Below are 25,573 nucleotides of genomic sequence, written 5' to 3'. Positions count from 1 at the left end.
CGATCACGGCGGGTTCGGCGTCGCAGATTTCCGATGGTGCGGCGGCGGTCGTGGTGATGAGCAAGGCCAGGGCCGAGGAGTTGGGGTTGACCTGGTTGGCGGAGATCGGCGCGCATGGTGTGGTGGCCGGGCCGGATGCGAGCCTGCACGAGCAGCCGTCGAATGCGATCAAGGCGGCGTGTGCCAAGGAGCGGGTCGACGTCGCGGATCTGGATGTGGTGGAGATCAACGAGGCGTTCGCGGCGGTGGGGATCGCGTCGGTGCGGGCGTTGGGTGTTGATGAGGAGAAGGTCAACGTCAATGGTGGTGCGATCGCGTTGGGGCATCCGATCGGGATGTCCGGTGCGCGGTTGGTGTTGCATCTGGCGTTGGAGCTGAAGCGTCGTGGTGGTGGGGTCGGTGCGGCGGCGTTGTGCGGCGGTGGCGGGCAGGGCGACGCCCTGATCCTGACCGTCCCGAAAGCCTGACCCCGACCGACCCTGAAATCGACCCGGAGATCCCGCACCGTCCGTGATCGACCGGCTGCGGCGCTACTACCCTGGACGGCATGAAGTGGCTTCCAGGGGGATGGCAACGGACTGACCGGGTCGAGCAGGCGCGGGCGACCGTCCCGGCGCGTCCTCGCAGCACCGCCCGCTACACCTCGGATCCCGCCGGTGCGCCGGAGCCCGCCACCCGGGTGCAGCCCGGCGGCGGGCACCGCCCGACGCTGCTGAGCGCGGACGCGCACGATGTCGACGTCAGCGCCAGCAGCTTCAAGGCGCTGCTCATCGGTGGAGGCATCAGCGGGCTGCTGACCGTTCTCGTCGCCGCGGTGCTGGTCAACAACGGCAACAGCGTCGGCATGTGGATCTGGCAGCTCGTCTTCGGCGTGATCTTCCTCTGGTTCCTCACCGCCTCCCGGGGCATGCTCAACAGCCGCGGCTTCCTTTTCGACCGCAGCGGTTTCTACGCCCGCACCCGCGGCGAGGTGTTCGGTGTCACATGGGACGAGATCAAGGCCATCGGGATCGGCACGCTGCCGTGGATCCAGCACCGCCGCCCGGTCACGCCGGAGCGCCGCCACGCGTTGGAGTTCTACCCCGCGGATCCGGGGTTCGCGGCGCGGCACCCGGAGCTCGACCGCTGGCGGGTGGAAGAGCCTCCGTCGATGCCGGGACTGCCCGGCGAGCGCTACCGCTTCCACCTGCCGCCGCTCGGCGGGCTGCCGAAGGAGCTGGAAAGCGTGGTGCAGACGATCGCCCCGCAGAAGTGGATCGGCCGGTACAAGCGGCAGCTCCCACCGCCGCAGGCCTGACCACTACCAGCCGAGGCTGTCGATCGGGTCCGCCGAGGTCAGCTCCGGGTCGTCGATGGCGAAGGTGCGGGCCACCCCGCGACCGCTGACGGCGGTCTCGAACCGGACGGTGACGCGGCCGTGCCCGGCGCCCTGCACCCAGCCGTGCCCGAACTCGGTGTGCCGCACGTCGTCGCCCGCCCGCCATAGCCGGCTCGACGGCTCGGGGCCTGGTTCGGGAATCGGCTGGGCCGTGGGAGCCGGGGCTTCGTGCTGGTCGGCGGGGTTGCCGAACAGCGGCTCCTGCTCCGAGGTCGCCAATCCGGAGTAGGAGACGCCGACCAGCCGGACCGGCGTGCCCGGCGGAACGGCGACGGGCAGCAGTCGCCGCGCAGCGGCGGAGAGCGAGCCGAGATCGCTGGTCGCCGACGCGAACGTCTCCGCGCGGCTGATCGTGGTGAAGTCGGAGTCCCGGACCTTGATCGTCACGGTGCGCGCGGCGCGCCCCGACGACACCAACCGGCGATGCGCCGACTCGGCCATCCCGGCCACCTCGCCCTGCAGCTTCGCCTGGTCGGTGATGTCGACGTCGAACGTCGTCTCGGCGCTGACCTGCTTCGCCTCGGCGCGCTCGGCCACCGGATGCTCGTCGATGCCGTGCGCGAGGCGGTGCAGTTCGGTGCCGTGCGCCTGCCCGAGCAGCGACGTCACATCATTGGGGCGCAGCGCGGCGAGCTCGCCGATCGTCTGGACGCCGATGCGGTGCAGCTTCGACTCCGTCACCGGCCCGATGCCCCACATCTTGCGCACCGGTAGCCCCGACAGCAGTTCCAGCTGCTCCTCCGGAGGCACCACCAGCATGCCGTCCGGTTTGGCCAGGCCCGAGGCGATCTTGGCGAGCTGCTTTCCGGCACCCGCGCCGATCGACGCGGTCACGCCGACCTCGCGCTGCACCCGCGCGCGCAGCCGCGTGGAGAAGTCCTCAACCTGCGCCGTGGTCACCCCGGCGAGTTCGGCGGGTTCCAGGAACGCCTCGTCGACCGAGACCTGTTCGACGACGTCTGAAACCTCCCGGACGATGCCGAGCACCCGCTTGCTCACCGCCTGGTAGACGCGGAACCGCGGCGGGAGCACCACCGCGACGGGGCAGCGGCGGCGCGCCTCCGCCATCGACATCGCGGACCGCGCGCCGAACTCCCGGGCCTCGTAGCTGGCGCCGGCAACGGTGCCGCGCGGGCCGAGCCCGCCGACGAGCACCGGGCGCCCTCCGACGGTGGGGCGGGTCAGCTGTTCCACGGACGCGAAGAACGCATCCATGTCCATGTGCAGCACCCACCTCGGCATGACCGTCATTCAACGGGATGCCTCTGACACCCGCCGCCGCGGCCGGGCGAGGTGAGAGCAAGGGAACCTTCCTGTCACCGCAGGCCGCCGGCCTCCGCGGCGGGGCGCGAGGATGGGAACCTTCCTGTCACTTCCGGCCGTGCGGGTGCGAGCTGGGGAACCTTCCTGTCACCGCGCCGCCTGGCGGCCGGTCAGCGCAGCTTCGCCCAGGCGTAGGTGATCATCGCGTCGCGCAGGTAGTCGGCCATGCCCTTCGGCTTCCGGCGCTCGATGCGGCGGCGGAACTTCGGCTGGTTCACGTACATCTCCGCCAGCCGCAGGTAGGAGGCCCGGTCCGGGGTCCAGAAGTGGCAGAGCCAGCGGTAGTGCTCGTGGATCACCTGCTGGGTGCGGGAGTCGTTGCTGGGGACGCCGGTGGCGAACAGCTCGGCGATGGCCGAGCTGATCCGGTTCCAGTCCGCGCCGATCCGCTGCGCGAGCGCTTTCCGCTGATCTGGGCTGATGGGGCCGTTGGCTCCGGCGGGGGTGAGGTTTCCGATCAGGGCGGTGCCGTCCTCGACGGCTTCGGCCTGGTCGAGACCGGGGCTCCCAAACGGCTGCACGGCGTCCCTTCCTCCCCTGATGCGCGGGCACGGCGCATGACGATCAAGCACGGATTGTGATCGACATTGCGGGTGATCAAGGCCCTGATCACCCGCCCGTGGCACATTAACGGAGCGAAGTGGACGCTGCGGGTGATTGCGGCGATCCGCTATCAGCCTGTGATGCCCCGGTCCGGTGCAGTGGTGCTCAGTCGGCTTCCGGACCAGCGGTGTCGTCCTGCTCGTCGGTCGCGGACCGTTCGGGTGGCGCGATGAACACCACACCGCTTTCCAGGTCCAGCGGCCCACCGGGGTCGTGCCCGCGCGAGATGCCGGTCTGGTCGCCCTCGTGCTGGAGCTTCCGGCCGGGGAAGAGTTCGCCGTATTTGCCCATGCACCCAAGGTAGTCCGATACCGGGCCGGAGCCGGTGCGATGCGCCGGCCCGGTATCGGGTGATCAGCAGTGGGACTTGTAGAAGTACTGCGCCTGCTGGTCGATGTTGTCGCTGGTGATGGCGATCATCTCGGTCTTGGTCTCCCGCTCGACCGGCTGGCCCTTGATCGCCGCGATGGCGCGCTTGACACCTTCCTGGCCGATCTTGCCGGGGTTCTGCGCGATCAGCGCCTGGACCCGGCCGTTGCGCAGGTCGTCCACCTGCTTCGGGCTGGCGTCGAAGCCGACCAGCTGCACCTGCCCGGACTTGCCGGCATTGGACAGTGCGGTGGCGGCGCCTTCGCCGGTGTTGAGGTTGGTGCCGAACACGCCGACCAGGTCGGGGTTCGCCGCCAGCGTCGCCGACACGATCTGCGCGGCGGTGGCCGGCTCGTTCTCGGTGTACTGGGTGGGCAGCAGCTTCAGGTTCGGGTGCTTGGCGATCTCCTCCTCGAAGCCCTTGGCCCGCTCGTCGGTGGTCGAGGTGCCCGCTTTCGTGTTCAGCGCCAGCACCGACCCCGGCTTGTCGCCGACCAGCTGCGCCAGCGTTTGCGCGGCCAGCTGGCCGCCCGCGTAGTTGTCGGAGGACAGCGAGGTGACCGAGATGGATCGGTCCTCCAGCGCGGTGTCGACCTCGACGACCTGGATGCCGTTGCTCCTGGCCTGCTGCAACGGCGCCGCCAGCGCCTTGTCGTCGGTCGGCGCGATGATCACCGCGCCGGGTTTGGTGCTGACGATGCCGCCCAGGATCTGCGACTGCTCGGCCTGCTCGAACTTCTCCGGGGCCTGCGAGTTGAGCTGGTAGCCCTGCGCGCTCGCCTCCTGCTGCGCCGCGCATTCGATGGACACGTAGAACGGTTCGCCGCGCATCCCGGTGATCAGGGCGAGGTTCTTGTTGTTGGGATCGGTCTGCCCGCTGCCGGTGTCGCCGATCTGGCCGGATCCGCAGCCGGCCAGCAGCAGCGCCGCACCCAGCGCCAGCACGGTTTTGTGCGTTCTCATCAGCGAATTACCTCCACACGCCGTTGTGCCGAAGATCGAGTGTTAGCGGTTGTTGCGCGCCCGCCGCCTGCGCTGGTCCAGCCACACCGCGGCCACCAGGACCGCGCCGACCGCGATCGGCTGCCAGAACGGCCGCACCCCGGCCATCACGAATCCGGCGTCGAGCACGGCCGGGATGAACACGCCGATGACGCTGCCGAGCACGGTGCCGATGCCGCCGAACAGGCTGGTCCCGCCCAGCACCACGGCCGCGATCGCGTTCAGGTTGTCGTTGCTGTGCCCGCTGATCGTGGTGGTGCCGAAGTAGGCCAGTGACATGAACCCGGCCAGCCCGGCCAGCACCCCGGTGAGGGCGTAGACGGTGACCAGGTGCCGGGTGACCTTGATGCCGCTGCGGCGGGCGGCTTCGGCGTTCGAGCCGATCGCGTAGGTGTAGCGGCCGAAGACCGTGGTGTGCAGCAGCCACAGCGCCAGCAGCGTGATCACCGCCGCGAGGATCACCAGGTTCGGGACCACCATGAACGACGTCCCGGTGCCGAGGGTCTTGCGCAGCGCGCTCGGCACCGTGCGCACGTCGATGCCGTTGGTGAGCAGCTGCGCGGCACCGAGTGCCGCGCCGAACGAGCCGAGCGTGACGATCAGCGCCGGAACCCGGGCGACGGCCACGAGCAACCCGTTCAGCAGACCCCACAGCGCGCCGCCGACGAGCGCGACCAGCAGGCCGATCAAGATCACGCCCCAGCCGGCGTTCGTCGCGTCGCCGCCGCTGAGCCATTCCATGGTCATCGCCGACACGACGCCGGAGAACACCAGCACCGATCCCACCGACAGGTCGATGCCGGAGGTGATGATCACGAAGGTCATGCCGACCGCGAGCATCAGCAGCGGCGCCGCCTGCACCAGCAGGTTCTGGACGTTGAACAGGGTGGGGAAGGCGTCCGGGCGGAGCACGCTGAACAGCACGCACAGGCCGACCAGCACCAGGCCGGTCCACAGCGTGTTCGAGGAGGCCAGCCGCGCGCCGAGCCCCTTGGCCGGGGCCGACGCCTTTTCCTCCACAGTGGACTCGGGTGTTTCCTGCTGGGTGGCCATCAGCTCGCGTCCTCCTGCGACAGTGCGCCGGTCATGGCGCCGACCAGGTCCTCCAGGGTCGCCTCGGCGGCGCCGAACCGCGCCACCCGGCTGCCGAGGCGCAACACCTCGACCCGATCCGCGACCGACAGCACCTCCGGCATGTTGTGGCTGATCAGCACCACCGAGATGCCGGTGTCGCGAACCCGCCGGATCACCTCCAGCACGCGTTCGCGCTGCACGACGCCCAGCGCGGCGGTGGGCTCGTCCATGAAAACGAGCTTGTCCGCCCACGTGACCGAGCGCGCGACCGCGACGCTCTGCCGCTGCCCACCGGACAGGGAGCCGATCGGCACCGACAGATCGGGGAGGGACACCCCGAACTTCGCGAACTGCTCGGCGGCCTGCGCGCGCATCTTCGCCTTGTCCAGCATGCCGAGCCGGCCGAGCAGCCCGGGTCGCCGGATCTCCCGGCCCAGGAACAGGTTCGCGGCCGGGTCGAGGTCCGGCGCCACCGCGAGATCCTGGTAGGCGGTCTCGATGCCGTGCGACCGGGCGGCGGCGGGGGAGTCGAGGGTCACCGGCTTGCCGCCGACCAGGATCTGCCCCGAATCCGGCTGCTCGACACCGGAAAGGCACTTCACTAGCGTCGACTTGCCGGCGCCGTTGTCGCCGATGAGCGCGACGACCTCGCCCGGGTGCACGGTGAACGACGCGCCGCGCAGCGCCTCCACGCTCCCGTAGCGCTTGACCAGGTCGCGGGCTTCCAAGAGCGGTTCGGTCATCGCGGGCTCCCGGCGGCCGGCGGGCGGCAGTGCACCACGGTGATGTCTCCTTCGAGCTGTGCTGCCCCGGCGGAATGCGGCACCACGGCGGTGCCGCCGCGGTGCAGCGGCAGCTCGACGCCGCCATCCGTGCGCAACTTCCCGCTGCCGTCCAGCGCGATGAGCACGCCGAACGACGGCTCCAGCTCGACGCCGCCGTGCAGGCGCTCGGCGCGGAAGAAGGGAGCGGCGTCGTCGGCCAGCAGCGGAACTCGGGGCGCGGCCTGGTCGGCCGTGCGCTTGATCAGCGAGTCCAGCACCGCATCGCCGAAACCGGCGCGGTTGACCGTTTCGAGCGCGGTCTGCCGGTCCATGCCGAGGAACGCGCCCTCGGCATCGGCCAGGAAGCCCTGCCATTCCAACGTGATCGAGAAGTCCGTCGGCTGCTGCAACTCGACGATGAACACGCCCGCCCCGATGGCGTGCGGGGTGCCCGCCGGGACGTGCACGGTGTCACCCGGCCGGACCGGGATCTCGTTGAGCGAACCGAGCATCGCCGACGAATCCTGGGTGGCCACCCACCGCGCGACCGTCTCCGGTTCGACATCATCGCGGAAACCCAAGTACACCACCGGGTTCGTGCCGGACGTGCCGACCACGATCCACGCCTCGGTCTTGCCGAACCGGGAACCGAGGTGCTGCTGGGCGAAGGCGTCCGAGGGATGGCAGTGCACCGGCAGCCGCTGCCCCGCGTCCAGCAGCTTGACCAGCAGCGCGGTGCTGTCGCCGAAGGCGGCCACGTGCTCGGCGCCCAGCCACCGCTCGGGCTCGGCGGTCACCGCGTCGCGCAGCAAACGCCCGTCCGGCAGGCGGGACAGGCCCGACTCCGCCTGGCCGAACCGCGTCGTGGTGGACGCGACCCAGTCCTCCGGGCCGAACTCCTGGTCGTCCGCGCCGCCGCGCAGCGCGGCGATCGACGCACCGCCCCGGTAGAACTGGCGGGGCTGGTTGGCCGGCAGGGCGATGGGGACCGCCGGGCCGGACTGATCATTGTGGACAGAACTCAACGTGATACCTCTCCGGAACCTCTGGCCAGCAGCCGAGTGGGAACGACCAGGCGACGTGGCGGGGTGCGGTCGCCGTCCAGCCGCGCGAACAGCAGTTCTGCCGCCGACCGGCCCAGCGCCCACGTGTCGTGGGTGACCACGCTGATCGGCGGGTCGAGGAGGTCGGCGAGCTCGAAGTCGTCGAAACCGACGAGCGCCAGCCGGCGCGGTCGACCGGCCAGCGCGCGCAAGGCGTGCACGGTGATCCGGTTGTTGCCGGTCACCAGCGCGGTCGCGCGCTGCAGCGAGGAACGCAGCGCCTGCGCCACCGACTCGTCGGTGTGCGGGCCCATCAGGACGAGGTCGGGGGAGAACGGCACACCGGCCTGCGCGCAACCTTCCCGGAAACCGCGGAGCCGCTCGGCGGCCGTGTGGATTTCCGGTGCGTCGCCGAGGAACGCGATCTCGCGGTGCCCGTGCTCGGCCAGGTGACGAGCGGCGAGCGCGGTGCCGCCGGCGTTGTCGATCAGCACGGTGTCGGCGTCGAGGTTGCCCGGCGGCCGATCCACGAACACCACCGGAGTCCCGGCGTTGATCTCGTGCGCGATGTACCCGTGCTGGTGACCGGCGGGAACCACGAGCAGCCCGTCGACGCGGCGCGCGCAGAACTCCAGGACCAGCTCGCGTTCCCGCGCCGGGTCCTCATCGGACGAACCGGTCAGAACCTGCTTGCCCTGCACCCGCGCGACTTCCTCGACCGCGCGGGTCAGCACCGAGTAGAACGGGTTCGCCAGATCCTCCAGGACCAGGCCCAGCGTGCCGGTCCCGGTGCCGCGACGGAGGTTGCGGGCGCTGAGGTTGCGGCGGAACCCGAGCTGGTCGATGGCGGCCAGCACTCGCTCCGCGGTCGCCGGATGGACGCCGCTCTCGGCGTTGACGACCCGCGAAACGGTCTTGATGCTCACGCCCGCCAGCCGCGCCACGTCGTTCATCGTGGCGCGCCGGACGTTCCCGGACTCAGACAACGTTGTCATGATGGGCGGCATTGGATCGCAGCCATCGGCGCCTGTCAATGCCACCGCCCGGATCTGACTACGCCTGGCCCCGCAACATCGGCTGATCGGCCCAACGCCGCTGCCGCGTTCCGGGGCGGAGTGACAGGAAGGTTCCCATGCTCGCGCCCGCCGATCCCGGCCAGCGCGACCCGCCAACCCGGCCCATCAATGGCAGGAAGGTTCCCATGCTGCGGTTTTCCGGCCCGGGGTGACAGGAAAGTTCCCATGCTCGCAGCCGTCGCGGGGCCGGCGGAGCGTTGTGGCGGCTGTGCCGGTCAAGTCGTCGGTCGGCGGCATTCGGCGCGGCTGAACGCCGCGTCGCGGTGTCGAAACCGGACAAGAACGGCGATCCGCATTGACCTCCGCAGCGTCTGCGACGACGGTGAACCGGCCCGGCTTGACAAGGTTGTCCAGTGAGGAGGCGGCGATGCCCGGAGGCGTGCCCAGGAGGACCGTGCTGCGTTTGTTGGGCGGCGCGACCGTTGCCGGCGGACTGCTGGCCGCGTCGCCGGCGGTGGCGTCGGGGGCGGCGTCGACCCGGCGGGACTGGAAGCCGGTCGCCGAGGCGGTCCGCCGTGAATACCTGTGGGCATGGCAGCACTACGTCGAGCGGGCCATGGGCGCCGACCACATCAAGCCGATCTCCGGCGGCCGGGAGGACTTCTTCGTCGAAGGCCACTCCATCGGGCTGAGCCTGGTCGAAGCGGTCGACACGTTGTGGCTGATGGAAGCCGACTCGGAAGTCCAGCGCGCCGTGCAGTGGATCAAGGAGAACCTGAGCTTCGAAATCGATGCGCCGTTCCAGGTGTTCGAGACGAACATCCGGATGGTCGGCGGGCTCGCCGCCGCGTACCACTGCACCGGTGAGCAGCGGCTGCTGGAACTGGCCGTCGACGTGGCGGACCGGCTGCTTCCCGCCTTCACCGAATCCCCGACCGGCCTGCCCTACCGCTACGTGAACCTGGCGACCGGCGCCGTCAGCCGGCCGGAGACCAACATCGTCGAGGTCGGCACCTACATCGCCGAGTTCGGAATCCTCTCGGAGTGGACCGGCGACCGGCGCTACTTCGATCTTGCCAAGCAGGCCATGCGCGTCGTCTACGACAAGCGGACCGAACTCGGGCTGCTGCCGCACGACATCCACGCCGAGACCGGCGAGTGGCGAAACCGCCAGGCCACCGTCGGCCCGCCGGGCGACTCCTACTACGAGTACCTGTGGGACGGGTACGCGCTGTTCGGCGACGAAGAGCTCCGGCAGTGGTACGGCACACTCACCGACGCGATCCTGGCCCACCAGGCCGAACGCCACCAGAACCTGCTGTGGTTCCCGCAGGTCGACGCGTTCACCGGGGAAGTCCTCAGCCGCGAGCAGAGCGTGCTCGCCTCGTTCTACGCCGGCCTGCTCGGCGAATCCGGCCGCATCGCCGAGGGCCGTGCCTACCACGACGCGTTCAACACCGTGCAGGACGAGTTCGGGGTGATCCCGACCTCTGTGGACTACTCGACGATGTCGGCGAGCGACCGGAGCAACGCGTTGCGGCCCGAGTTCGCGGACTCGGCCCTCATGCTGTGGCTGGAAACCGGCGACGAGATCTTCCGCGAACGCGCGAACGTCCACTTCGAGCAGATGGTGAAGACGGCGAAGGCGAAGTACGGCTTCGTCAGCCTCGCCGACGTCACGGCGAAGCCACCGTCGCAAGAGGACACCTGCCCGGGCTACTGGTGGTCCGAGCAGATGAAGTACTACTGGCTGCTCTTCTCCGACACCCCGAGGTTCGACTACCGGAACAGCTACCTGAGCACCGAAGCGAACGTCCTCCGCGGAGCCCGCCGCTGAACCCGAAGTGACAGGAAGGTTCCCATGCTCGCGCCCGGCATCGGTCCGCTTCGGCCGGGATGGCAGGAAAGTTCCCTTCCTCGCAGCTGCGCGCCAGCGGGTTCCTGTCACCGGCCCTTGGCTCCAACCGCAGCATGGGAACCTTCCTGTCATCCCGCCCTGTCGCGAAGTGGAGCATGGGAACCTTCCTGTCACCGGCTCCGGTGTGGGCTGGTGGCTACGCTGGGCGTATGGCTGATCATGTGCAGGTCGTGACCACCACCGATTCCGAGCAGGCGGCCGCCGAGCTGGCTCGCGGCGTCGTCGAGGCGCGGTTGGGGGCTTGCGCGCAGGTCGTGCCGATCCGCAGCTTCTACGTGTGGGAGGGCGCCGCCCAGGACGACGCCGAGTGGCAGCTGCAGATCAAGACCTCGGCCGCTCGGCTGGCGGAACTCGTCGAGCACCTCCGCGCCAACCACGGTTACGACGTGCCGGAGATCATCGTCACCCCGATCGTCGGCGGCAATCCCGCCTACCTGGCCTGGGTCGACGACCAGACTCGCCCATAGCGGACCGGGATCGGTGTGATCGGCGACACCCGGCACACTCGCAGAGGAGTGCCGTTGGAACGGAAGTGGGTTTGACGTGCCGCGTACGTATGCCGGTTGGTTCCGGGCTGTGGCGATCGCCGAGGCGTTCTCGTGGGTCGGTCTGCTGGTGGCGATGGCGTTCAAGTACGGCCTGCAGCAGCCGCTCGGCGTGACGGTCATGGGCTGGGTCCACGGGCTGGTCTTCACCGCCTACGTGGTGACCTGCCTCGTCGTGTTCAGCCCGCTGCGCTGGCGGTTCGGGGTGCTGGTGCTGGCGCTGGTGGCGTCGATCCCGCCGTTGGCGTCGGTGTGGTTCGAGCGCTGGGCGAACCGGCGCGGGCTGCTGGCCGAATCGGACTCCGACGAGCCGACGTTCTGGGGCCGCGTCCGCTACGCGCTGCGCGAGCTGAACTGACTCAGAAGTCCCCGGCGGCGTGCCGCACCTTGCCGAGCAGTTCGGTGAGCTGCTGGGTCTGCCGCTCGGTGATGCCGCGCAGCCCGAAGTCGATCTCCGTGACCGACTCGGTGGCCTTCTTCATCAGGTCCCGGCCGTCCTCGGTGATCTCCACGAGTGTGGTGCGCCGGTCCGTGGGGTGCGGCATCCGCCGGACCAGGCCGTCCTGTTCCAGCCGGTCGACGATGTTGGTGACGCTGGTCGGGTGCAGTTGCAGCCGGTCGCCCATGACACGCATCGGGAGGCTGCCGCGCCGTGAGAAGGTCAGCAGCACCAGCGCCTCGTATCGGGCGAACGTCAGGTTGTGCGGTCGCAGTGCGCCGTCGACCGCCGATTGCAGGATCTGCTGGACCCGCATCACGCTCGTCACCGCGGCCATCGTCGTAGACGGGCCTACCCGGTCGGCCCAGATCTCGGCCGCGCGAGCGATTGGGTCGAAGGGCAGTGGACTACGGGTGCTCATGGTGTTCGACGCTAGCAGCGGTTACCGACCAGTTGGTTGCTGTGGTGCTGCGTCGGCCGAAATCAGGAGGGCCGCGCCGCTGTTGAGCATGATCGTGGTGACCGGCGGATGACGGCGCCGGTCCGGGATGGAGGAGCAGACGTGCTAGTTGCGTTCAGCGTGGCCCCGAGCGGGGCCGGCGACAGCGACAGTGTCAGCGAGGCGGTCGCGGCCGCGGTGAAGGTGGTGCGGGAGTCCGGGCTGCCGCACGAAACGACCTCGATGTTCACCACGATCGAAGGCGAGTGGGACGAGGTGATGGACGTTGTGAAGCGCGCCACCGAGGCCGCGTCGGCGAACGCGCCGCGCACCAGCCTCGTGCTCAAGGCGGACATCCGGCCGGGGCACACCGACCAGCTGCACTCGAAGGTGCGCCGGGTCGAGGAGCATCTGCGCGGGGAGTAGGCGCAGCAAAAGACCGGGGGCGGCTCACAGCCGCCCCCGGTCCGACGCTTGACGACTACGTCAGCCCTTGGGGTGGTCCACGACCGGCGCGTTGACGCAGTTGTTGGCCTGCGGCGACAGGATGGGCACGACAACGCCGATGGCGGCACCGACGTTGTTGCCGCACGCCTGCACCGGGACGGCGCTGACGTTGTTGTCGTCGACCGCGTTGATGCCGTCGTTGTCGGCGCTGTCCGCGAACGCGGCGGTGCCGAGGGTCAGAACGCCGAGGGCGGCGGCACCGGCGACGCCGGCAACACGGGTAGCAATACGCACTGTTTCGTACCTCTCGTTGAACTACTGACTGAAGGTCCCCCATACGGAGGCCCCGCAGACCCGCGAGGAAACAACCGTCACTCGCGGGCTCTGTTTCCACTTCGGCGATCAAGTCCGCCGGACCTTAGGGGTGCACCCGCTTTGTCACCTGTTCGAGCACATTTCCTCACTACTTCGGTTTGATCTCGGGCGTCGTCGGCGTGTCGGTTCTGGACGTGCGGTTTCGCGGGCCGCGGAAGATCTGCCGCCCAGCCACCACGCGACCAATAGGACGTGTCAGGATGGAGGCGTGACGAGGCCGGATCCACGCCAGAACGCAGCTGCTATGTCCGCCGCGATGGCGGGCGCAGTCGACCTGTCGGCCCTGAAGAACCGGGCCGACGCCACCGCCAGGGCCGCCAGCCAGGCGCCCGCCAACGGCGAAAGCCCGGCGGCGCCGGCGACCGCCGCGGTCATCGACGTCACCGAGGCCACCTTCCAGGCCGAGGTCGTCGAGAGGTCGCTGCAGGTGCCCGTGGTCGTCGACCTGTGGGCGACGTGGTGCGGACCGTGCAAGCAGCTGTCGCCGCTGCTCGAGCGGCTCGCCCAGGAGAGCAACGGCGCCTGGGTGCTGGCCAAGATCGACGTCGACGCGAACCCGCGCATCGCGCAGCTCTTCCAGGTGCAGTCGGTGCCCACGGTGATCGCCATCGCCGGCGGTCAGCCGGTGGACGCCTTCGCCGGCGCCCAGCCCGAGCCGCAGATCCGGCAGTGGATCGACTCGCTGCTGAACGCCCTGCGCGACCAGCTGCCCGGCATCCGCGCGGCCGAAGAGGGCGTCGAGCCGGCCGACGAGGAGGAGCCCGAGGACCCGCGGTTCACCGCGGCCGAGGACGCGCTGGAGCGCGGCGACTACGCCGCCGCTGAGGACGCGTACCAGCAGATCCTCAACAGCGAGCCGAACAACGAGCAGGCCAAGGCCGCGCTTTCGCAGGTCCGCTTCACCGCCCGCGCCGAACAGGCCGACCCGGCCGCGATCGAGCGCGGCGACGAGGCCCCCGACGACATCGACGCGCAGCTCGCCGCCGCCGATGCGGAGGTCGCCATCGGTCGGGTGGCGGAAGGCTTCGATCGGCTGATCCGCGCGATCAAGCGCACCTCCGGCGACGACCGGGACCGGATCCGCCGGCACCTGATCGAGATGTTCGAGGTCTTCCCCGAGGGCGACGACCGGGTCGGAGCGGCCCGCCGCGCGCTCGCGAGCGCCCTGTTCTGAGCGGAGCAGAGGTTTCTCGGGTGCCGATTTCTCACGAGATCGGCACCCGTTCTTTTTGCGCTCTAAAAGCGTCGACGCGGGCGCGAACCAACAACCCCTTAGGCCGGGCCGATGGGCGAGGGATACCTGCCGGAGAACCAGCAGTCGGAGGCCGGTGAGCGGTTCACCGCGCTGGCGCGGTTGCTCGACCCGGCGCCGCGAGCCCGCTAACCGACCCGGCCTGCGTGGTGCTGGAGCAGGACACCGTGGAGCACCTGGCCAACCTGCCGGCCGGCCGGCCGCCCGACCTGGCGACCGCGCCGTTGATCTCCGCCTTGGGTCGGCGCCGGGACGACCTTTAGTCGAGAAGCCTGTCGCGCAAGGCGGTCAGATCCGCGTCGGAAAGGCCGCCGGAACGCAGGTATGCCGCCATGTCGCGCGAGGTCGCGGCTTCGTGGATGAGGTCGCCTGCCGTCGTGCCGTGCTCGGCGATGAGCTGTTCGATCTTCGGCGTGTCGTCACCCAGGCCCACCCGGGTGCACAGTTCGGCGCGGCGGACGTGGCTGAGCGCGTAGTCATCGGCGATATCCGCTGAATCGGCGCCGACCAGGGCGAGCAGCACGAGCACGATCAGGCCGGTGCGGTCTCGCCCGCCACCGCAGTGCACCAGCACGCCACCCGGTTCGGCGCGGGCGATCGCCTCGCACACCTCTGCGGTGCGCCGCGGGAACCGGTCCAGGAACGCCCGGTAGTACAGCGGCGTGCAAGAAATCCCACCGCCCCACCGATCCCAGAACTCGGTGTCGGAGTGGTTGTCGAGCGGCAGGCGCACAGTCGTCAGCTCGGGAGGGCGCGGGGCGGTGTCCGGCTCCTCCTCGTCGTCTCCGGTGAGGTCGATGATCGTGCGGATGCCGTGCTGTTGGAGCGCCGACCACCCGGCCGCGGTGAGGGCGGCTGGGTCTTCGGCGCGAACCACCGCGCCCCAGCGGATTTTCCGGCCTGTGCCGACGCGGAGGCCGCCGAGATCCCGCGCGTTCAGGGAGCCGTCCCAGTCGAGAATCCGTTCGGAATTCATACCCGTGGGACGTATGTGACCGATCCGGGTTGTTCGCAACGAAAAAGCGGTGCCGCCCCGATCCGGGACGACACCGCCGTTTCCGTCAGCTCACGCGCCGTACTTGGTGCTGCACGGGGCGAATCCTTCCTGGACGCCGATCCGGAAGGCTTCCACCCGGGCGAACCCGACGGGCACCTGATCGCCGTTGACGTTCGCCGCGATCAGGCTGTCCTCGCCGAGCAGCGCGGACACGCCCTCATCGATGTCGTCCGGCGCGATCCGCAGGCTACCGACCGGGTTGCGCTGCCCGAACGGATCCTCGACCAGCAGCCCGCTCCACGAACCGACCATGCAGGCGGTGCGCAGGCCGGCGGCCTCGTCATCCAGCGGCAGCCCCGTGGCCTTCTGCACCGACAGCGCATACCTGGACGCGACCTGGGCGTACGCGGCGAAATCGCCGTAGCCGGTGGCGTCGGCGTTCTTGCTCGGCGGTTGGCCGATCTTCTGCAACGCCGCCATGTCCAGCGAGATCGTGTTCGTGCTGGGACAGTAGGAAGCCGGTGACGTGGCCTGCTCGCGGCCGCACGGCTGCAGGCCCATGACGACATTGGGCGGCTCGGCGCCGGTGTCGCGGAACACCGTGCGCAGGCTCTTCTCCACCTCGTCGAGGCTCTGCTGGTCAACCGGGAGGTTGGCGTTCTCCTTCTGGATGGGTTTCCACGCCTGGAAGAGCGTGGTGCGCCGCTGGACGTCGTTGAAGTCCATTTTGGCGCAGCGCTGCGGACCTTCGCTGAACCCGAACTGGAACGCCGTGACCCGGTCGAACGCGGAGCCGTGCGCGTTGCCGTCCCGGAAGTCGGAATCGCCCGGCGCGTCCCGGATGAAGTTCAGCACGCCCATGACCTCGTTGAGGCCCTGCCCGGTGGAAACCTGGAAGTAGTCCGAGGAACCCTCGGCGACGTGCCGGAAGTACGCGCCGGTGAAGCAGTCCGCCTGCTGCTCCAGCACGATCACCTGGTCGTTCCCGGTGGCCGTGCTCGCGCGGTGCTGCACGGCGTGCCCGATCTCGTGTGCGAGCACCGTCACCACGGCCATCGGCCCGAAGCTGTTGTTCAGCTCCGGCAGCAGGGTGCCCCGGTCCCACGCGATGAAGTCCTCCGGCGGGCAGTAGAAGGCGTTGACCACGCCCGCGGTGTTCTGCCCGCAAAGCTGGACGCCGGGACCGGCCGAGTCGTAGGACACCAGCCGCTTGACCGGTTCGAAGCGCTTGCCGGGGAAGGCTTTCGGGAACGTCTTGGTCCAGAAGTCGTCGATGTCGGCGACCGCGTCGCGCGCGAGCTTGTCCATCGCGCCGTTGTCCGTGCCCTCGACCGGTAAGGACGATGTCGGAGCACCTTCCTTGGGGCCGCTCGGGCCGTTGGCGGCGGGCAGGCCGGCGACCTCGGTGGTCGAGTAGCCGCCGAGCGTCGTGGGGGTGCCGCTGATCGGCTGCGAGCAGCCGCCGACCAGGGCCGCGCACGCGAGCACGGAGAGCGCGGTGCCGAGGATCCGCTTCCGCCGTCGGCTTCTTGTCGATACCGGTACCACTGACGCGCCCCATCCTGCTGGCCGAAGTCCTCATGCCACCGGGACGGCGGCAGCGCCACCCGGTGCCGGAGCAGCCTATCGGTTACCGGATCAACGCCACGTGCGATCTCGCCGGATCCCACAGGGGCGGAGTGACAGGAAGGTTCCCTTGCTCACGCTTGGCTGTGGGTGGGGTGACAGGAAGGTTCCCTTGCTCACGCTTGGCTGTCGGTGGTGACAGGAAGGTTCCCTTGCTCACGGGTGGTAGGTGGAGCCTGGCGGGTGCGGACGACGGTGGCGGCGAGGAGCAGGGCGGTCGCGACGAAGGCCGCGCCGACGATGAACGCCAGGCGGTAGCCGCTGGTGATCGCCTCCGCCGGCGGCTCGCCGGTGGTCAGCAGCGCATTCGTGTGCGCCGTCGCCAGCGTGCTCAGGATGGCCAGGCCGAAGGCGCTGCCGACCTGTTGCATCGTGTTGAACATGCCCGACGCCACCCCGGAATCCTCGGGCGTGGCCGCCGACATGGCGAGCGTCGCGAGTGACGGCATCGCTAGGGCGAACCCAACGCCGAGCAGGATCAGCGCGGGCAGCACGTCCGCCAGGTACGCCCCGTCGGCCGGGACGCGGCCGAGCAGCCCGAGACCCGCGACGATCAGCGCGAGCCCGGGATCAGCACGGTGCGCGGGCCGAAGCGGGCGATCAGCCTGGGCGCGCCGCCGAGGGAGAGCACGCCGATCGTCAGCGAGATGGGGAAGAGCCCGAGCCCGGTGTGGACCTCGTCGAAGCCGAGGATCCGTTGCAGGTAGAGCACGCTGAGGAACTGGAAGGAGAACATCCCGGCCACCAGCAGCGCCTGGATGCTCATGGCGCCCCAGACGTTGCGCGGGCGGAAGACGCGCAGTGGTAGCAGCGGTTCGGCGGCCGTCGCCTGCCGGGCGACGAACACCACCAGCAGCACGACCGCGCCCGCGCCGAAGCTGAGGGTGTGCGCGGAAGCCCAGCCGTGGTCCGTGGCTCCGATGATCGCGTAGACGCCGAGCATCAGCGCCGAGGTGATCAGCAGCGCGCCCAGGACGTCGATGCCGGCGCGGCCGCCGGTTTCGGGCGCGAGCACGCGGCCGGCCAGCAGCGTGGCCACGATCCCGATCGGCACGTTGACGATGAAGATCCAGTCCAGCCCGCGGCCTGCGTCAGCACGCCGCCTGCGAGGAGGCCGATCGACCCACCGGCGGACTGGACGAAGCTGTAGACGCCGATGGCCTTCGCCCGCTCGCGCGGCGCAGGGAACAGGGGCACGACCATGCCGAGGGTGACCGCCGAGGTCACCGCCCCGCCGGCGCCTTGGACGAAGCGGGCGGCGAGCAGCGTCGCCGGGTCCTGAGCCAGGCCGCAGAGCAGGGAGGCGGCGGTGAACAGCGCCAGTCCGGCCACGAACACGCGCTTCTTGCCGAGCAGGTCGCCGAACCTGCCGGCGAGCAGCAGCAGGCCGCCGAAGGGCACCAGGTAGGCGTTGACCACCCAGGTCAGGCCGGACGGCGAGAAGCCGAGATCTTCCTGGATGGCCGGTAGCGCCACGTTCACGATGGTCCCGTCGAGGATGACCATCAACTGCCCGGCGCACAGCACCGCGAGCGCGAACCAGCGCGACGCCGCAAGTTGTCGAAACATGCGAAGAACTCCAAAGGTGCACGACTTGTTACCGGGGTCATCTTCTGTAACCATTGCGGCCGGCGGAAGGAGGCACTTTCTTGTCACGCAGTCACACGGATGTGTCCGACCGGCTCAGCCACGAGGCGTGCCCGATCAACGAGGTGCTGGATCACGTCGCGGGGAAGTGGAGCATCGGCATCCTGGTCACCGCTGCCGACGGCCCGGTCCGGTTCACCGAGCTGGAGCGCAGCATCCGGGGCATCAGCCGGCGGATGCTCACGCTGAACCTGCGGAAGCTCGAGCGGGACGGCCTGCTCGTCCGGACCGTCCATCCGACGGTGCCGCCGAAGGTGGAGTACGAGCTCACGCCGATGGCGCGCGAGCTGCACGAGACGCTGGCCGGGCTGGTGGGCTGGGCGGAGCGCCACCGGCCCGGGCTCATCCGGGCGCGCGCCGACTACGACGCCAGGTCCTGATCAGCAGGCTGCCGCGCCGCCGAGCGCGCCGGTCCGGAAGGCTTCGAGCCGGGCGAATCCGGTCAGCGAGTTCGTGCCTTGCGCGTCGCGGGCGACGTCGTCGGATTCGAGCACGATGGCAACGGCCTCGTCGAGATCGCCTTGCGACAGCCCGGGTTGCGCGGCGGTGTACGCGCCGGTGAGGCACGTGATGTGCTCGCCCGCGGCGGCTCCGGTGGTGGGGCGGCCGAGTTCGGTGAGGGCGGCCAGCGCGAACCGGGAGGCGAGCAGCGTCGTGGCTGCTTGGTCGCCGATGCTGCGGTGCGACTCATCGATCGCTGCGCGGTCGACGACGATCGCCGGCGGCTGCGCGCAGAACGTGGCGGGGCCGGTCGTGTCGGGACATCTGGGCGTGGAGCGGACGGCCGGCGCGATCCAGTGCCCGCCGCGCTGGGCGACGAGATCGCCGAAGTAGCCGGAAATCCGGTCGGTGCGCAGCGCTTCGTCCAGCGGCTTGTTCGCATCGTCCGGGACCGGCGCGGCCAGCGACGTTGCCGTCACGTCGGCGCAGCGTCGCGCGCCGTCGCGAAAACCGTTCTGGAAGGCCGAAACGCGGTCGAAGGCGGTGCCGTGCGCCGCGGTGCTGCTCGTGCTCACCGGGTCGCGGAAGACGATGATCGCGCGCAACGCCCGGTCCAGCTGCTCAGGGTTGATGCGCAGGTGCTCGGCGTGGCCGTCGACGACCCAGCGGATGAACGAACCCGAGTAGCAGTCGGCCATCGCTTCAAGGCGCACCGGAGCGTCACCGACATCCATCCCGGCGCGCTGCTGCACCGCGTGGCCGATCTCGTGCGCGAGCACCACAGCAACCGATGCGTCGCCGTAGTGCTCGCGCAGCACCGGCAGCAGCGCTGCGCGATCCCAGGCGATCGCATCGACGGTGACGCAGTAGTACGCGTTGCCCTCGATGTCCTTCACATCTGCCGCGCACGGTGGCGGGGCACTAGTGCCGTTGGTGTCGACAGAGAAGAACCCGCCGTCCAGGTCCCGCCAGGGCTTGCCGAACACCGCCGGGTACTGCGCGGCCCAGAACTGCTGCACGTCGGTGACCACCGTGGCCGCGAGCCGGTCGGCGTCGCCGTGGTCGGTGCCGTGCACGAACGCCGGGTCGACCGTGTGATCGGCCACACGGGCCGGTTCGGGTGGTGCTGCCGTGCAACCGCTGGCGAGCAGCAAGATCACCAGCGCCACCAGTCCAATCGCGCGCACGCCGCCAAGCTTCCCACCGGTCGCGGGCGCGGGCGGTGCTGGCACGTCTGCGGACGGGTCTCGGCGCGCCGAGATATGGTCCGCTGCTGTGAGAGCCGTCCACCGCTTCACCGTGCGCGCCCACCTGCCCGAGCCGTTGAGCGCGCTCGGCACGCTGGCGACCAACCTCCGCTGGGCCTGGCACCCGCCGACCCAGGACCTTTTCGCGGCGGTCGATCCGGGGGTGTGGTCGGCGGTTGGCGCGGATCCGCTGCGGCTGCTCGCCGAGGTGCCCGCCGAACGGCTGCGGCAACTGGCCGGTGACCAGGACTTCCTGGCGCGCACCCGGGCCGTCGACGACGACCTGCGCCGGTACCTGACGGTGCCGCGCTGGTACCAGCAGCGGCAGGACGAGGACGCCGGGCTGCCCACCTCGATCGCCTACTTCTCGATGGAGTTCGGTCTCACCGAGGCCCTGCCGAACTACTCCGGCGGCCTCGGGGTGCTGGCCGGCGACCACCTGAAGTCGGCCTCCGACCTCGGCGTGCCGATGATCGGCGTCGGGCTGCTTTACCGGTCCGGGTACTTCCGGCAGTCACTGTCGGCCGAGGGCTGGCAGGTCGAGCACTACCCGGTGCTGGATCCGCGCGGCCTGCCGCTGGAGATGCTGACCGAGCCGTCCGGGCGACCGGTCCAGGTGCGGGTCGCGATGCCCGCCGGGCGCACCCTGCACGCGCGCATCTGGAAGGCGCAGGTCGGCCGGGTGCCGCTGCTGCTGCTGGACAGCGACCTGCCGGAGAACGACGACGACCTGCGCAAGACCACCGACCGCCTCTACGGCGGCGACGCGGCGCACCGGATCCGCCAGGAGATCCTGGCCGGCATCGGCGGCATGCGCGCGGTCCGCGCCTACTGCGAGCTGACCGGCCACCCGCAGCCCGAGGTGTTCCACACCAACGAGGGCCACGCCGGGTTCCTGGGCCTGGAGCGGGCCCGCGAGCTGCAGGAGGAGCCGGGGCTGCAGTTCGACCAGGCGGTGGCAGCCGTGCGGGCCGGGACGGTGTTCACCACCCACACTCCGGTCCCGGCCGGGATCGACCGCTTCCCGGTGGATCTGGTCCGGCACTACTTCGGCGACGGCTCGGCGCAGGCCCTGCTGCCCGGCGTGCCCACGGATCGGGTGCTCGCGCTCGGCGCCGAGGACAACCCGGGCATGTTCAACATGGCCCACATGGGGCTGCGGCTCGCGCAGCGCGCCAACGGCGTCTCCGAGCTGCACGGCGAGGTCATCCGCAAGATGTTCCGCAACCTGTGGCCGGGCTTCGGCGTCGCCGAGGTCCCGATCCGCTCGGTCACCAACGGGGTGCACGGCCCGACCTGGTCGGCGCGGGAGCTCGGCAAGCTGATCGGCGAGTCCGAAATGGACAGCGGTGCCGGATTGCGCGGTATCGAGCCGGTCAGCGACTCGCTGCTGTGGGAACTGCGCTGCTCGCTGCGCCAGCGGCTGGTCGACGAGGTGCGCAGGCGGCTGCGCACCGCGTGGCTGCGGCGCGGCGCCTCGGACCTGGAACTCGGTTGGTGCGACACGGTTTTCGATCCGGACGCGCTCACCATCGGCTTCGCCCGCCGGGTGCCGACCTACAAGCGGGCCACGCTGATGCTGCGCGACACCGAGCGGCTGCGGGAGCTGCTGCTCGACGCGGAACGCCCGGTGCAGATCGTGGTCGCGGGGAAGTCGCACCCGGCCGACGAGGGCGGGAAGGCGATGATCCAGCGGATCGTGCGCTTCGCCGACCAGGCCGACGTGCGGCACCGCATCGTGTTCCTGCCGGATTACGACATGTCGCTGGCCAGGTACCTGGTGTCCGGGTGCGACGTGTGGCTGAACAACCCCGTGCGGCCGTTGGAGGCGTGCGGCACCTCGGGGATGAAGGCGGCGCTCAACGGCGCCCTGAACCTGTCGGTGCGGGACGGCTGGTGGGACGAGATGTTCGACGGCCACAACGGCTGGGCGATCCCGAACGCCGACGGCGTCAGCGACCCGAACCGGCGCGACGACCTGGAGTCCGCGGCCCTGTACGAGCTGATCTCCGACCACGTGGCCCCGATGTTCTACGAGCGCAACACCGACGGGGTGCCGGGCAAGTGGATGTCGATGGTGCGGCACACCCTGGCGACGCTGGGCCCGCGCGTGCAGGCGTCCCGGATGATCCGCGAGTACGTCGACAACCACTACACGCCGGCCGCCCGGTCGGTGCGGGCCGTCTCGGCGGACGACTACCGCGGGGCGCGGGAGATCGCGGACTACCGCGCCCGGCTGCAGGCGGCCTGGACCTGGGTTCGGATCAGCGACGCCGAGATGTCCGTCGACGACGGTGGCACGCCGTTGCTCGGCGGGCAGGTCACGGTGCGGGCGCGGGTCGACCTGGCCGGGCTCGATCCGTCCGATGTGGACGTCGAGGTGGTGGTGGGGCGCGTGGACGACTCCGACGTGCTGCACGACTTCGTCACCGCGTCGATGCGCCCGGCGGAGGACGGTCGCTACGAAGCGGCGGTGACCTTGCCGCATGCGGGCCCGGCGGGCTACACCGTCCGGGTCCTGCCCCGGCACCCGCTGCTGTCCGGCCCTGCTGAGCTGGGCAAGGTCGTCCTCGCCGGCTGACTCCGGTCACGCCGGCACCGGTGCGCTGGTGCGCGGTGCGTGCTGGGATCGGCGCTGCAGGTAGCCGGCCCACGCCGCGGCCAGCAAGCCCGTCGCGCCGATCGCGGCGCCCACCCAGGCCACCGAGGCGAAGCCGAATCCGGCGCTGATGGCCATGCCGCCCAGCATCGGCGCGAGAGTGTTGCCGATGTTGAACGCCGAGGTGTTGACGGCTCCCACGAGCGTCGGGGCCCCGGGCGCGAGTGCGAAAGCCCGCGACTGCAGGGCCGGGTTGGTGATGAATCCGGCGACGCCCAGTGCGAAGACGACGGCGGTGGTGATGGCCGCGTTGTCCGCGGTGACGGCGAGCAGCGAGGAGGCGACCACCAGGGTGCTGAGGCCGGCGAGGAGGGTGCCGACCGGATGCGCCTGCGCGGTGCGTCCGCCGATCGCCATGCCGATCAGGCCGCCCAGCCCGAACAGCGCCAGCTCAGCGGGAACCCACGCCTCGGGCAGCCCGGTCACGTCGGTCAGCACCGGGGCGAGGTAGCTGAAGGTGACGATGACCGCGCCGAAGGCCAAGCCCGTGATCGCGAACGACAGCCACAGCTGAGGCCGGGCCATGGCACGCAGCTCGGCGGCGGCGCTCCGCGGCTGCTCAGGCGCGGCAGCGGCGTCGCGGATGGTGAACAGCGAGCACACCAGGCTCACCGCGGTGAGGACGGCGACGGCCCAGAACACCGCTCGCCAGCCAGCGAGCTGGCTGAGCACGGTGCCCGCTGGCACTCCGACGATGGTGGCGAGGGTCAGGCCGCCCGCGACGATCGCGACGGCCCGGCTCCTGGCGGCGGCCGGCACGAGGCTGACGCCCGTGGTCACCGCGACGGCCCAGAAACCCGCGTAGGACACGGCGCTCACGATGCGGGTGGCCAGCAGCACGCCGTATCCGGGAGCCAGCGCGCCGACGATGTGCGCGGCGATGAAGACGCCTTGCAGCGCGACCAGCGCCTTCCGGCGCGGCCAGTGGATCGTGGCGATGGCCAGCAGTGGAGCGCCGAAGACCATGCCGATGGCGAACGCGGAGATCAGCAGGCCCGCGTCCGGGATGGACACGCCGAGATCGGCGGCCATGCCGGGCAGCAGCCCCGAGAGCATGAACTCCGAGGTTCCCTGGGTGAAGATGCCCAGGCCGAGGATGTAGACGGCAAGGGGCATGGACGGTCCTCCAACGAGTCGGTGATCACTTCGGGGCCGACGCTAGCAGTGTTTTGAAGCGATCGATTCAAAATGTGACGGGAGTTTCGTTGCGATCGCTTCAAAACCGCTACTGTGGGGACATGGCCAGGCCGAGGAAGTTCGACGACGCCCGCGTCCTCGACGCTGCGATGGACACGTTCTGGCGCAACGGGTACGAGGCGACGTCGACCCGGGATCTGAGCGACCGAACCGAACTGGGGCCGTCGAGCCTCTACAACGCGTTCGGCGACAAGCATCAGCTGTACCTGAAGTCGCTGCGCAAGTACTACGAGACGGCCACCGCGGAACAGGCCGCGGTACTGCGGGGCCCGGGGCCGGTCAAGGACAGGCTGCGGGAGCTGCTGGCCAAGGCGATCGACGCCGACCTCTCCGGCACCGACCGGCCGGGCTGCTTCGCGATCAACGCGGCGATCGAGCGCGCGAGCTCGGACCCGGACGTCAGGGTCGAGGTGCGGCGGAACTTCGCGGCGGTGGAGGAAGCACTGCGCGAAACCCTCGAGAGAGGACAACGTGCCGGCGAGATCGACCCGACTCGCGACGCGGAAACCCTGGCGCGCCAAGTGCTCAGCACGTATTACGGGCTGCGCGTCCTGGCCCGCGTCCAAGACGACCGGCAGGCGTTGATGAACATAGTGGAGAACCTGCTGGAAGGGCTGTGATGGCCGGGTGAATGATCAACGGCGGATCGAGCCTCCGCGGGCGGCCGACGAGCGGACGACTTTGACCGGCGTTCTCCAGTTCCAGCGCGAAACCCTGGCCATGAAGTACGCGGGGCTGAACGCGGAGCAACTCAGGGAGCGGGCGGTTGCGCCCTCGGGTCTCTCGTTGCTCGGGCTGGTCCGGCACTTGGCCGAGGTCGAGCGCAGCTGGTTCCGGAACGTGTTCTCCGGCGAGAACAGCAAAAGTCCCTGGACGCCGCCGGGGGCCGACGAGTTCGCCGATTTCGACGTGGACACCGCTGATCCCGATGAGGCGTTCGCGATCTGGCGCCAGGAATGCGCGCGATCCCGGGAGATCGTGGCCGCCGCCGAATCCCTCGACGCCGCTTGCGAATACCGCGGCGAGGTCATCTCGCTCCGGTACATCCTCGCGCACATGATCGAGGAATACGCGCGGCACAACGGGCACGCCGACCTGCTGCGCGAGCGCATCGACGGAACCACCGGCGAATAGCGGTTCCGGCTCGCTGCTCAACCAGTTGGTCGGTCGCGGGAGTACTGTTCGATTGTGTCCCGCAACGCGGAATCCGCCAGAACCCGGATCTTCGAGGCGGCGGTCACCGAATTCGCCGCCCACGGCATCGCCGGCGCGCGCGTCGACCGGATCGCCAAGCGGGCGCGGGCGAACAAGCAGCTGATCTACGCCTACTTCGGCAACAAGGACGCGCTGTTCTCGGCGGTGCTGGAACGAACGATGGACGAACTGGCCGCCGAAGTCCCGATCGAGGGCGACGACCTGCCCGGCTACGTAGACCGGCTCTCCGCCTACCACGTCGCGAACCCGCACGTGCTGCGCCTGTTGCTGTGGGAATCCCTGGAGCGCGGCGATTCCGGCGTCGTCGACGGCTCCGAACGTTCCGCGCACTACCGGGAGAAGGTAGCCAGCGTCCGTCGCGCCCAGGAAAGCGGGAAGGCGACCGGCGAGTTCGATCCGGGAATGCTCGGCCTGCTGTCGATCGGCATGGTCAGCTGGCCGCTGGCCGTGCCGCAGTTGCGCCGCATGATGCTCGGCGACGCGAAGCCGGCGGATCTCCAGGCGGCGGCCCGGAAAGCCGTCGAGCGACTCGCCGAACCCCGCTGATCTGGCCGGCT

At 70.1% G+C, this 25,573-nt stretch carries 28 protein-coding genes and 1 pseudogene; 12 read left to right on the top strand and 17 right to left on the bottom strand.

Annotated features, from left to right (window positions below; all coding sequences use genetic code 11):
* Positions 1-467 (top strand): annotated as a pseudogene (locus AB0I53_RS39735) (acetyl-CoA C-acyltransferase); the annotation flags it as partial.
* 80 nt (positions 468-547) lie between these two features.
* Positions 548-1,297, top strand: a complete 750-nt coding sequence (locus AB0I53_RS39730; protein WP_358614209.1) for a hypothetical protein — start codon at positions 548-550, stop codon at positions 1,295-1,297.
* A gap of 3 nt (positions 1,298-1,300) precedes the next feature.
* On the opposite strand, the gene AB0I53_RS39725 is transcribed toward AB0I53_RS39730, so the two are convergent.
* The 8 genes from AB0I53_RS39725 to AB0I53_RS39690 all read right to left on the bottom strand — a co-directional run bounded on the left by AB0I53_RS39725 (position 1,301) and on the right by AB0I53_RS39690 (position 8,509).
* Complete coding sequence (locus AB0I53_RS39725) at positions 1,301-2,620, bottom strand: DNA polymerase IV (RefSeq protein WP_358614208.1); 1,320 nt, start codon at positions 2,618-2,620, stop codon at positions 1,301-1,303.
* Positions 2,621-2,811: 191 nt separating this feature from the next.
* Positions 2,812-3,222 carry a TipAS antibiotic-recognition domain-containing protein gene (locus AB0I53_RS39720; RefSeq protein WP_358614207.1) on the bottom strand — a complete coding sequence of 137 codons (411 nt, stop codon included), beginning with the start codon at positions 3,220-3,222 and terminating at the stop codon, positions 2,812-2,814.
* A 187-nt stretch (positions 3,223-3,409) separates the two neighbouring features.
* On the bottom strand, positions 3,410-3,595 hold the full coding sequence (locus tag AB0I53_RS39715) for a hypothetical protein (protein ID WP_358614206.1): 186 nt from the start codon (positions 3,593-3,595) through the stop codon (positions 3,410-3,412).
* Positions 3,596-3,658: 63 nt separating this feature from the next.
* Positions 3,659-4,636 (bottom strand): ABC transporter substrate-binding protein, encoded by a 978-nt coding sequence (locus tag AB0I53_RS39710; protein ID WP_358614205.1) that lies wholly within the window; start codon positions 4,634-4,636, stop codon positions 3,659-3,661.
* Positions 4,637-4,678: 42 nt separating this feature from the next.
* Positions 4,679-5,728, bottom strand: coding sequence for an ABC transporter permease (locus AB0I53_RS39705; protein ID WP_358614204.1), 1,050 nt, complete (start codon positions 5,726-5,728; stop codon positions 4,679-4,681).
* Positions 5,728-6,492 carry an ATP-binding cassette domain-containing protein gene (locus AB0I53_RS39700; protein ID WP_358614203.1) on the bottom strand — a complete coding sequence of 255 codons (765 nt, stop codon included), beginning with the start codon at positions 6,490-6,492 and terminating at the stop codon, positions 5,728-5,730. Before AB0I53_RS39700 ends, AB0I53_RS39705 begins: the two co-directional genes overlap by 1 nt.
* Positions 6,489-7,538, bottom strand: coding sequence for a mannose-6-phosphate isomerase (locus AB0I53_RS39695; RefSeq protein WP_358614202.1), 1,050 nt, complete (start codon positions 7,536-7,538; stop codon positions 6,489-6,491). The genes AB0I53_RS39700 and AB0I53_RS39695 overlap by 4 nt, the downstream gene beginning before the upstream one ends.
* The gene (locus tag AB0I53_RS39690; RefSeq protein ID WP_358614214.1) at positions 7,535-8,509 is read right to left on the bottom strand and encodes a LacI family DNA-binding transcriptional regulator; all 975 of its coding nucleotides are present in this window, start codon (positions 8,507-8,509) and stop codon (positions 7,535-7,537) included. The genes AB0I53_RS39695 and AB0I53_RS39690 overlap by 4 nt, the downstream gene beginning before the upstream one ends.
* A 517-nt stretch (positions 8,510-9,026) precedes the next feature.
* On the opposite strand from AB0I53_RS39690, the gene AB0I53_RS39685 reads away from it, so the two are divergent.
* From AB0I53_RS39685 to AB0I53_RS39675, 3 genes are all read left to right on the top strand, one after another.
* Positions 9,027-10,409, top strand: a complete 1,383-nt coding sequence (locus AB0I53_RS39685) for a glycoside hydrolase family 47 protein (protein WP_358614201.1) — start codon at positions 9,027-9,029, stop codon at positions 10,407-10,409.
* 230 nt (positions 10,410-10,639) lie between these two features.
* Positions 10,640-10,957 carry a divalent-cation tolerance protein CutA gene (gene cutA, locus AB0I53_RS39680; RefSeq protein WP_358614200.1) on the top strand — a complete coding sequence of 106 codons (318 nt, stop codon included), beginning with the start codon at positions 10,640-10,642 and terminating at the stop codon, positions 10,955-10,957.
* A gap of 76 nt (positions 10,958-11,033) precedes the next feature.
* Positions 11,034-11,393: a DUF3817 domain-containing protein gene (locus tag AB0I53_RS39675; protein ID WP_263399761.1), complete on the top strand. Its 360-nt coding sequence runs from the start codon at positions 11,034-11,036 to the stop codon at positions 11,391-11,393.
* Between the two features lies 1 nt (position 11,394).
* On the opposite strand, the gene AB0I53_RS39670 is transcribed toward AB0I53_RS39675, so the two are convergent.
* On the bottom strand, positions 11,395-11,895 hold the full coding sequence (locus AB0I53_RS39670; RefSeq protein ID WP_358614199.1) for a MarR family transcriptional regulator: 501 nt from the start codon (positions 11,893-11,895) through the stop codon (positions 11,395-11,397).
* A 141-nt stretch (positions 11,896-12,036) separates the two neighbouring features.
* On the opposite strand from AB0I53_RS39670, the gene AB0I53_RS39665 reads away from it, so the two are divergent.
* On the top strand, positions 12,037-12,339 hold the full coding sequence (locus AB0I53_RS39665; RefSeq protein WP_132491981.1) for an MTH1187 family thiamine-binding protein: 303 nt from the start codon (positions 12,037-12,039) through the stop codon (positions 12,337-12,339).
* 60 nt (positions 12,340-12,399) lie between these two features.
* Here AB0I53_RS39665 and AB0I53_RS39660 read toward each other — a convergent pair whose 3' ends face one another.
* The gene (locus AB0I53_RS39660; protein ID WP_358614198.1) at positions 12,400-12,654 is read right to left on the bottom strand and encodes a hypothetical protein; all 255 of its coding nucleotides are present in this window, start codon (positions 12,652-12,654) and stop codon (positions 12,400-12,402) included.
* Between the two features lie 325 nt (positions 12,655-12,979).
* Here AB0I53_RS39660 and AB0I53_RS39655 point away from each other — a divergent pair, with 325 nt between their 5' ends.
* The gene (locus AB0I53_RS39655) at positions 12,980-13,909 is read left to right on the top strand and encodes a tetratricopeptide repeat protein (RefSeq protein ID WP_358614213.1); all 930 of its coding nucleotides are present in this window, start codon (positions 12,980-12,982) and stop codon (positions 13,907-13,909) included.
* Between the two features lie 337 nt (positions 13,910-14,246).
* On the opposite strand, the gene AB0I53_RS39650 is transcribed toward AB0I53_RS39655, so the two are convergent.
* The 5 genes from AB0I53_RS39650 to AB0I53_RS39630 form a co-directional block, all read right to left on the bottom strand.
* Complete coding sequence (locus AB0I53_RS39650; protein ID WP_358614197.1) at positions 14,247-14,963, bottom strand: tyrosine-protein phosphatase; 717 nt, start codon at positions 14,961-14,963, stop codon at positions 14,247-14,249.
* Between the two features lie 90 nt (positions 14,964-15,053).
* On the bottom strand, positions 15,054-16,472 hold the full coding sequence (locus AB0I53_RS39645; RefSeq protein ID WP_358614196.1) for a neutral zinc metallopeptidase: 1,419 nt from the start codon (positions 16,470-16,472) through the stop codon (positions 15,054-15,056).
* A gap of 254 nt (positions 16,473-16,726) precedes the next feature.
* Positions 16,727-17,113, bottom strand: a complete 387-nt coding sequence (locus AB0I53_RS39640) for a hypothetical protein (RefSeq protein ID WP_358614212.1) — start codon at positions 17,111-17,113, stop codon at positions 16,727-16,729.
* Between the two features lie 50 nt (positions 17,114-17,163).
* Positions 17,164-17,649, bottom strand: a complete 486-nt coding sequence (locus AB0I53_RS39635; RefSeq protein ID WP_358614195.1) for a hypothetical protein — start codon at positions 17,647-17,649, stop codon at positions 17,164-17,166.
* Positions 17,568-18,179, bottom strand: coding sequence for an MFS transporter (locus AB0I53_RS39630; RefSeq protein WP_358614194.1), 612 nt, complete (start codon positions 18,177-18,179; stop codon positions 17,568-17,570). The genes AB0I53_RS39635 and AB0I53_RS39630 overlap by 82 nt, the downstream gene beginning before the upstream one ends.
* Before the next feature lie 80 nt (positions 18,180-18,259).
* On the opposite strand from AB0I53_RS39630, the gene AB0I53_RS39625 reads away from it, so the two are divergent.
* Positions 18,260-18,637: a helix-turn-helix domain-containing protein gene (locus tag AB0I53_RS39625; RefSeq protein ID WP_358614193.1), complete on the top strand. Its 378-nt coding sequence runs from the start codon at positions 18,260-18,262 to the stop codon at positions 18,635-18,637.
* On the opposite strand, the gene AB0I53_RS39620 is transcribed toward AB0I53_RS39625, so the two are convergent.
* Positions 18,638-19,885: a peptidase gene (locus AB0I53_RS39620; protein WP_358614192.1), complete on the bottom strand. Its 1,248-nt coding sequence runs from the start codon at positions 19,883-19,885 to the stop codon at positions 18,638-18,640. It lies immediately after the preceding gene.
* 88 nt (positions 19,886-19,973) lie between these two features.
* Between AB0I53_RS39620 and glgP the strand changes: the two genes are divergently transcribed.
* Complete coding sequence (gene glgP / locus AB0I53_RS39615; RefSeq protein ID WP_358614191.1) at positions 19,974-22,526, top strand: alpha-glucan family phosphorylase; 2,553 nt, start codon at positions 19,974-19,976, stop codon at positions 22,524-22,526.
* 6 nt (positions 22,527-22,532) lie between these two features.
* Here the strand turns inward: glgP and AB0I53_RS39610 are convergent, their stop codons facing one another.
* The gene (locus AB0I53_RS39610) at positions 22,533-23,720 is read right to left on the bottom strand and encodes a Cmx/CmrA family chloramphenicol efflux MFS transporter (RefSeq protein ID WP_358614190.1); all 1,188 of its coding nucleotides are present in this window, start codon (positions 23,718-23,720) and stop codon (positions 22,533-22,535) included.
* A gap of 122 nt (positions 23,721-23,842) precedes the next feature.
* On the opposite strand from AB0I53_RS39610, the gene AB0I53_RS39605 reads away from it, so the two are divergent.
* Genes AB0I53_RS39605 through AB0I53_RS39595 form a run of 3 tightly spaced genes read left to right on the top strand, consistent with a single transcriptional unit; the run spans position 23,843 to position 25,562 of the window.
* On the top strand, positions 23,843-24,421 hold the full coding sequence (locus AB0I53_RS39605) for a TetR/AcrR family transcriptional regulator (protein ID WP_358614189.1): 579 nt from the start codon (positions 23,843-23,845) through the stop codon (positions 24,419-24,421).
* Between the two features lie 7 nt (positions 24,422-24,428).
* A complete protein-coding gene (locus tag AB0I53_RS39600; protein WP_358614188.1) occupies positions 24,429-24,935 on the top strand; it encodes a DinB family protein in 507 nt (168 codons plus the stop codon).
* 54 nt (positions 24,936-24,989) lie between these two features.
* Positions 24,990-25,562: a TetR family transcriptional regulator gene (locus AB0I53_RS39595; protein WP_358614187.1), complete on the top strand. Its 573-nt coding sequence runs from the start codon at positions 24,990-24,992 to the stop codon at positions 25,560-25,562.
* Positions 25,563-25,573: the final 11 nt, after the last annotated feature.

Origin of the sequence: Saccharopolyspora sp. NPDC050389 (assembly GCF_040655595.1) — a bacterium.
GTDB lineage: Bacteria > Actinomycetota > Actinomycetes > Mycobacteriales > Pseudonocardiaceae > Saccharopolyspora.
Note: the sequence above shows the minus strand (reverse complement) of the source record. Positions and strands in the feature narration are given on the sequence as shown.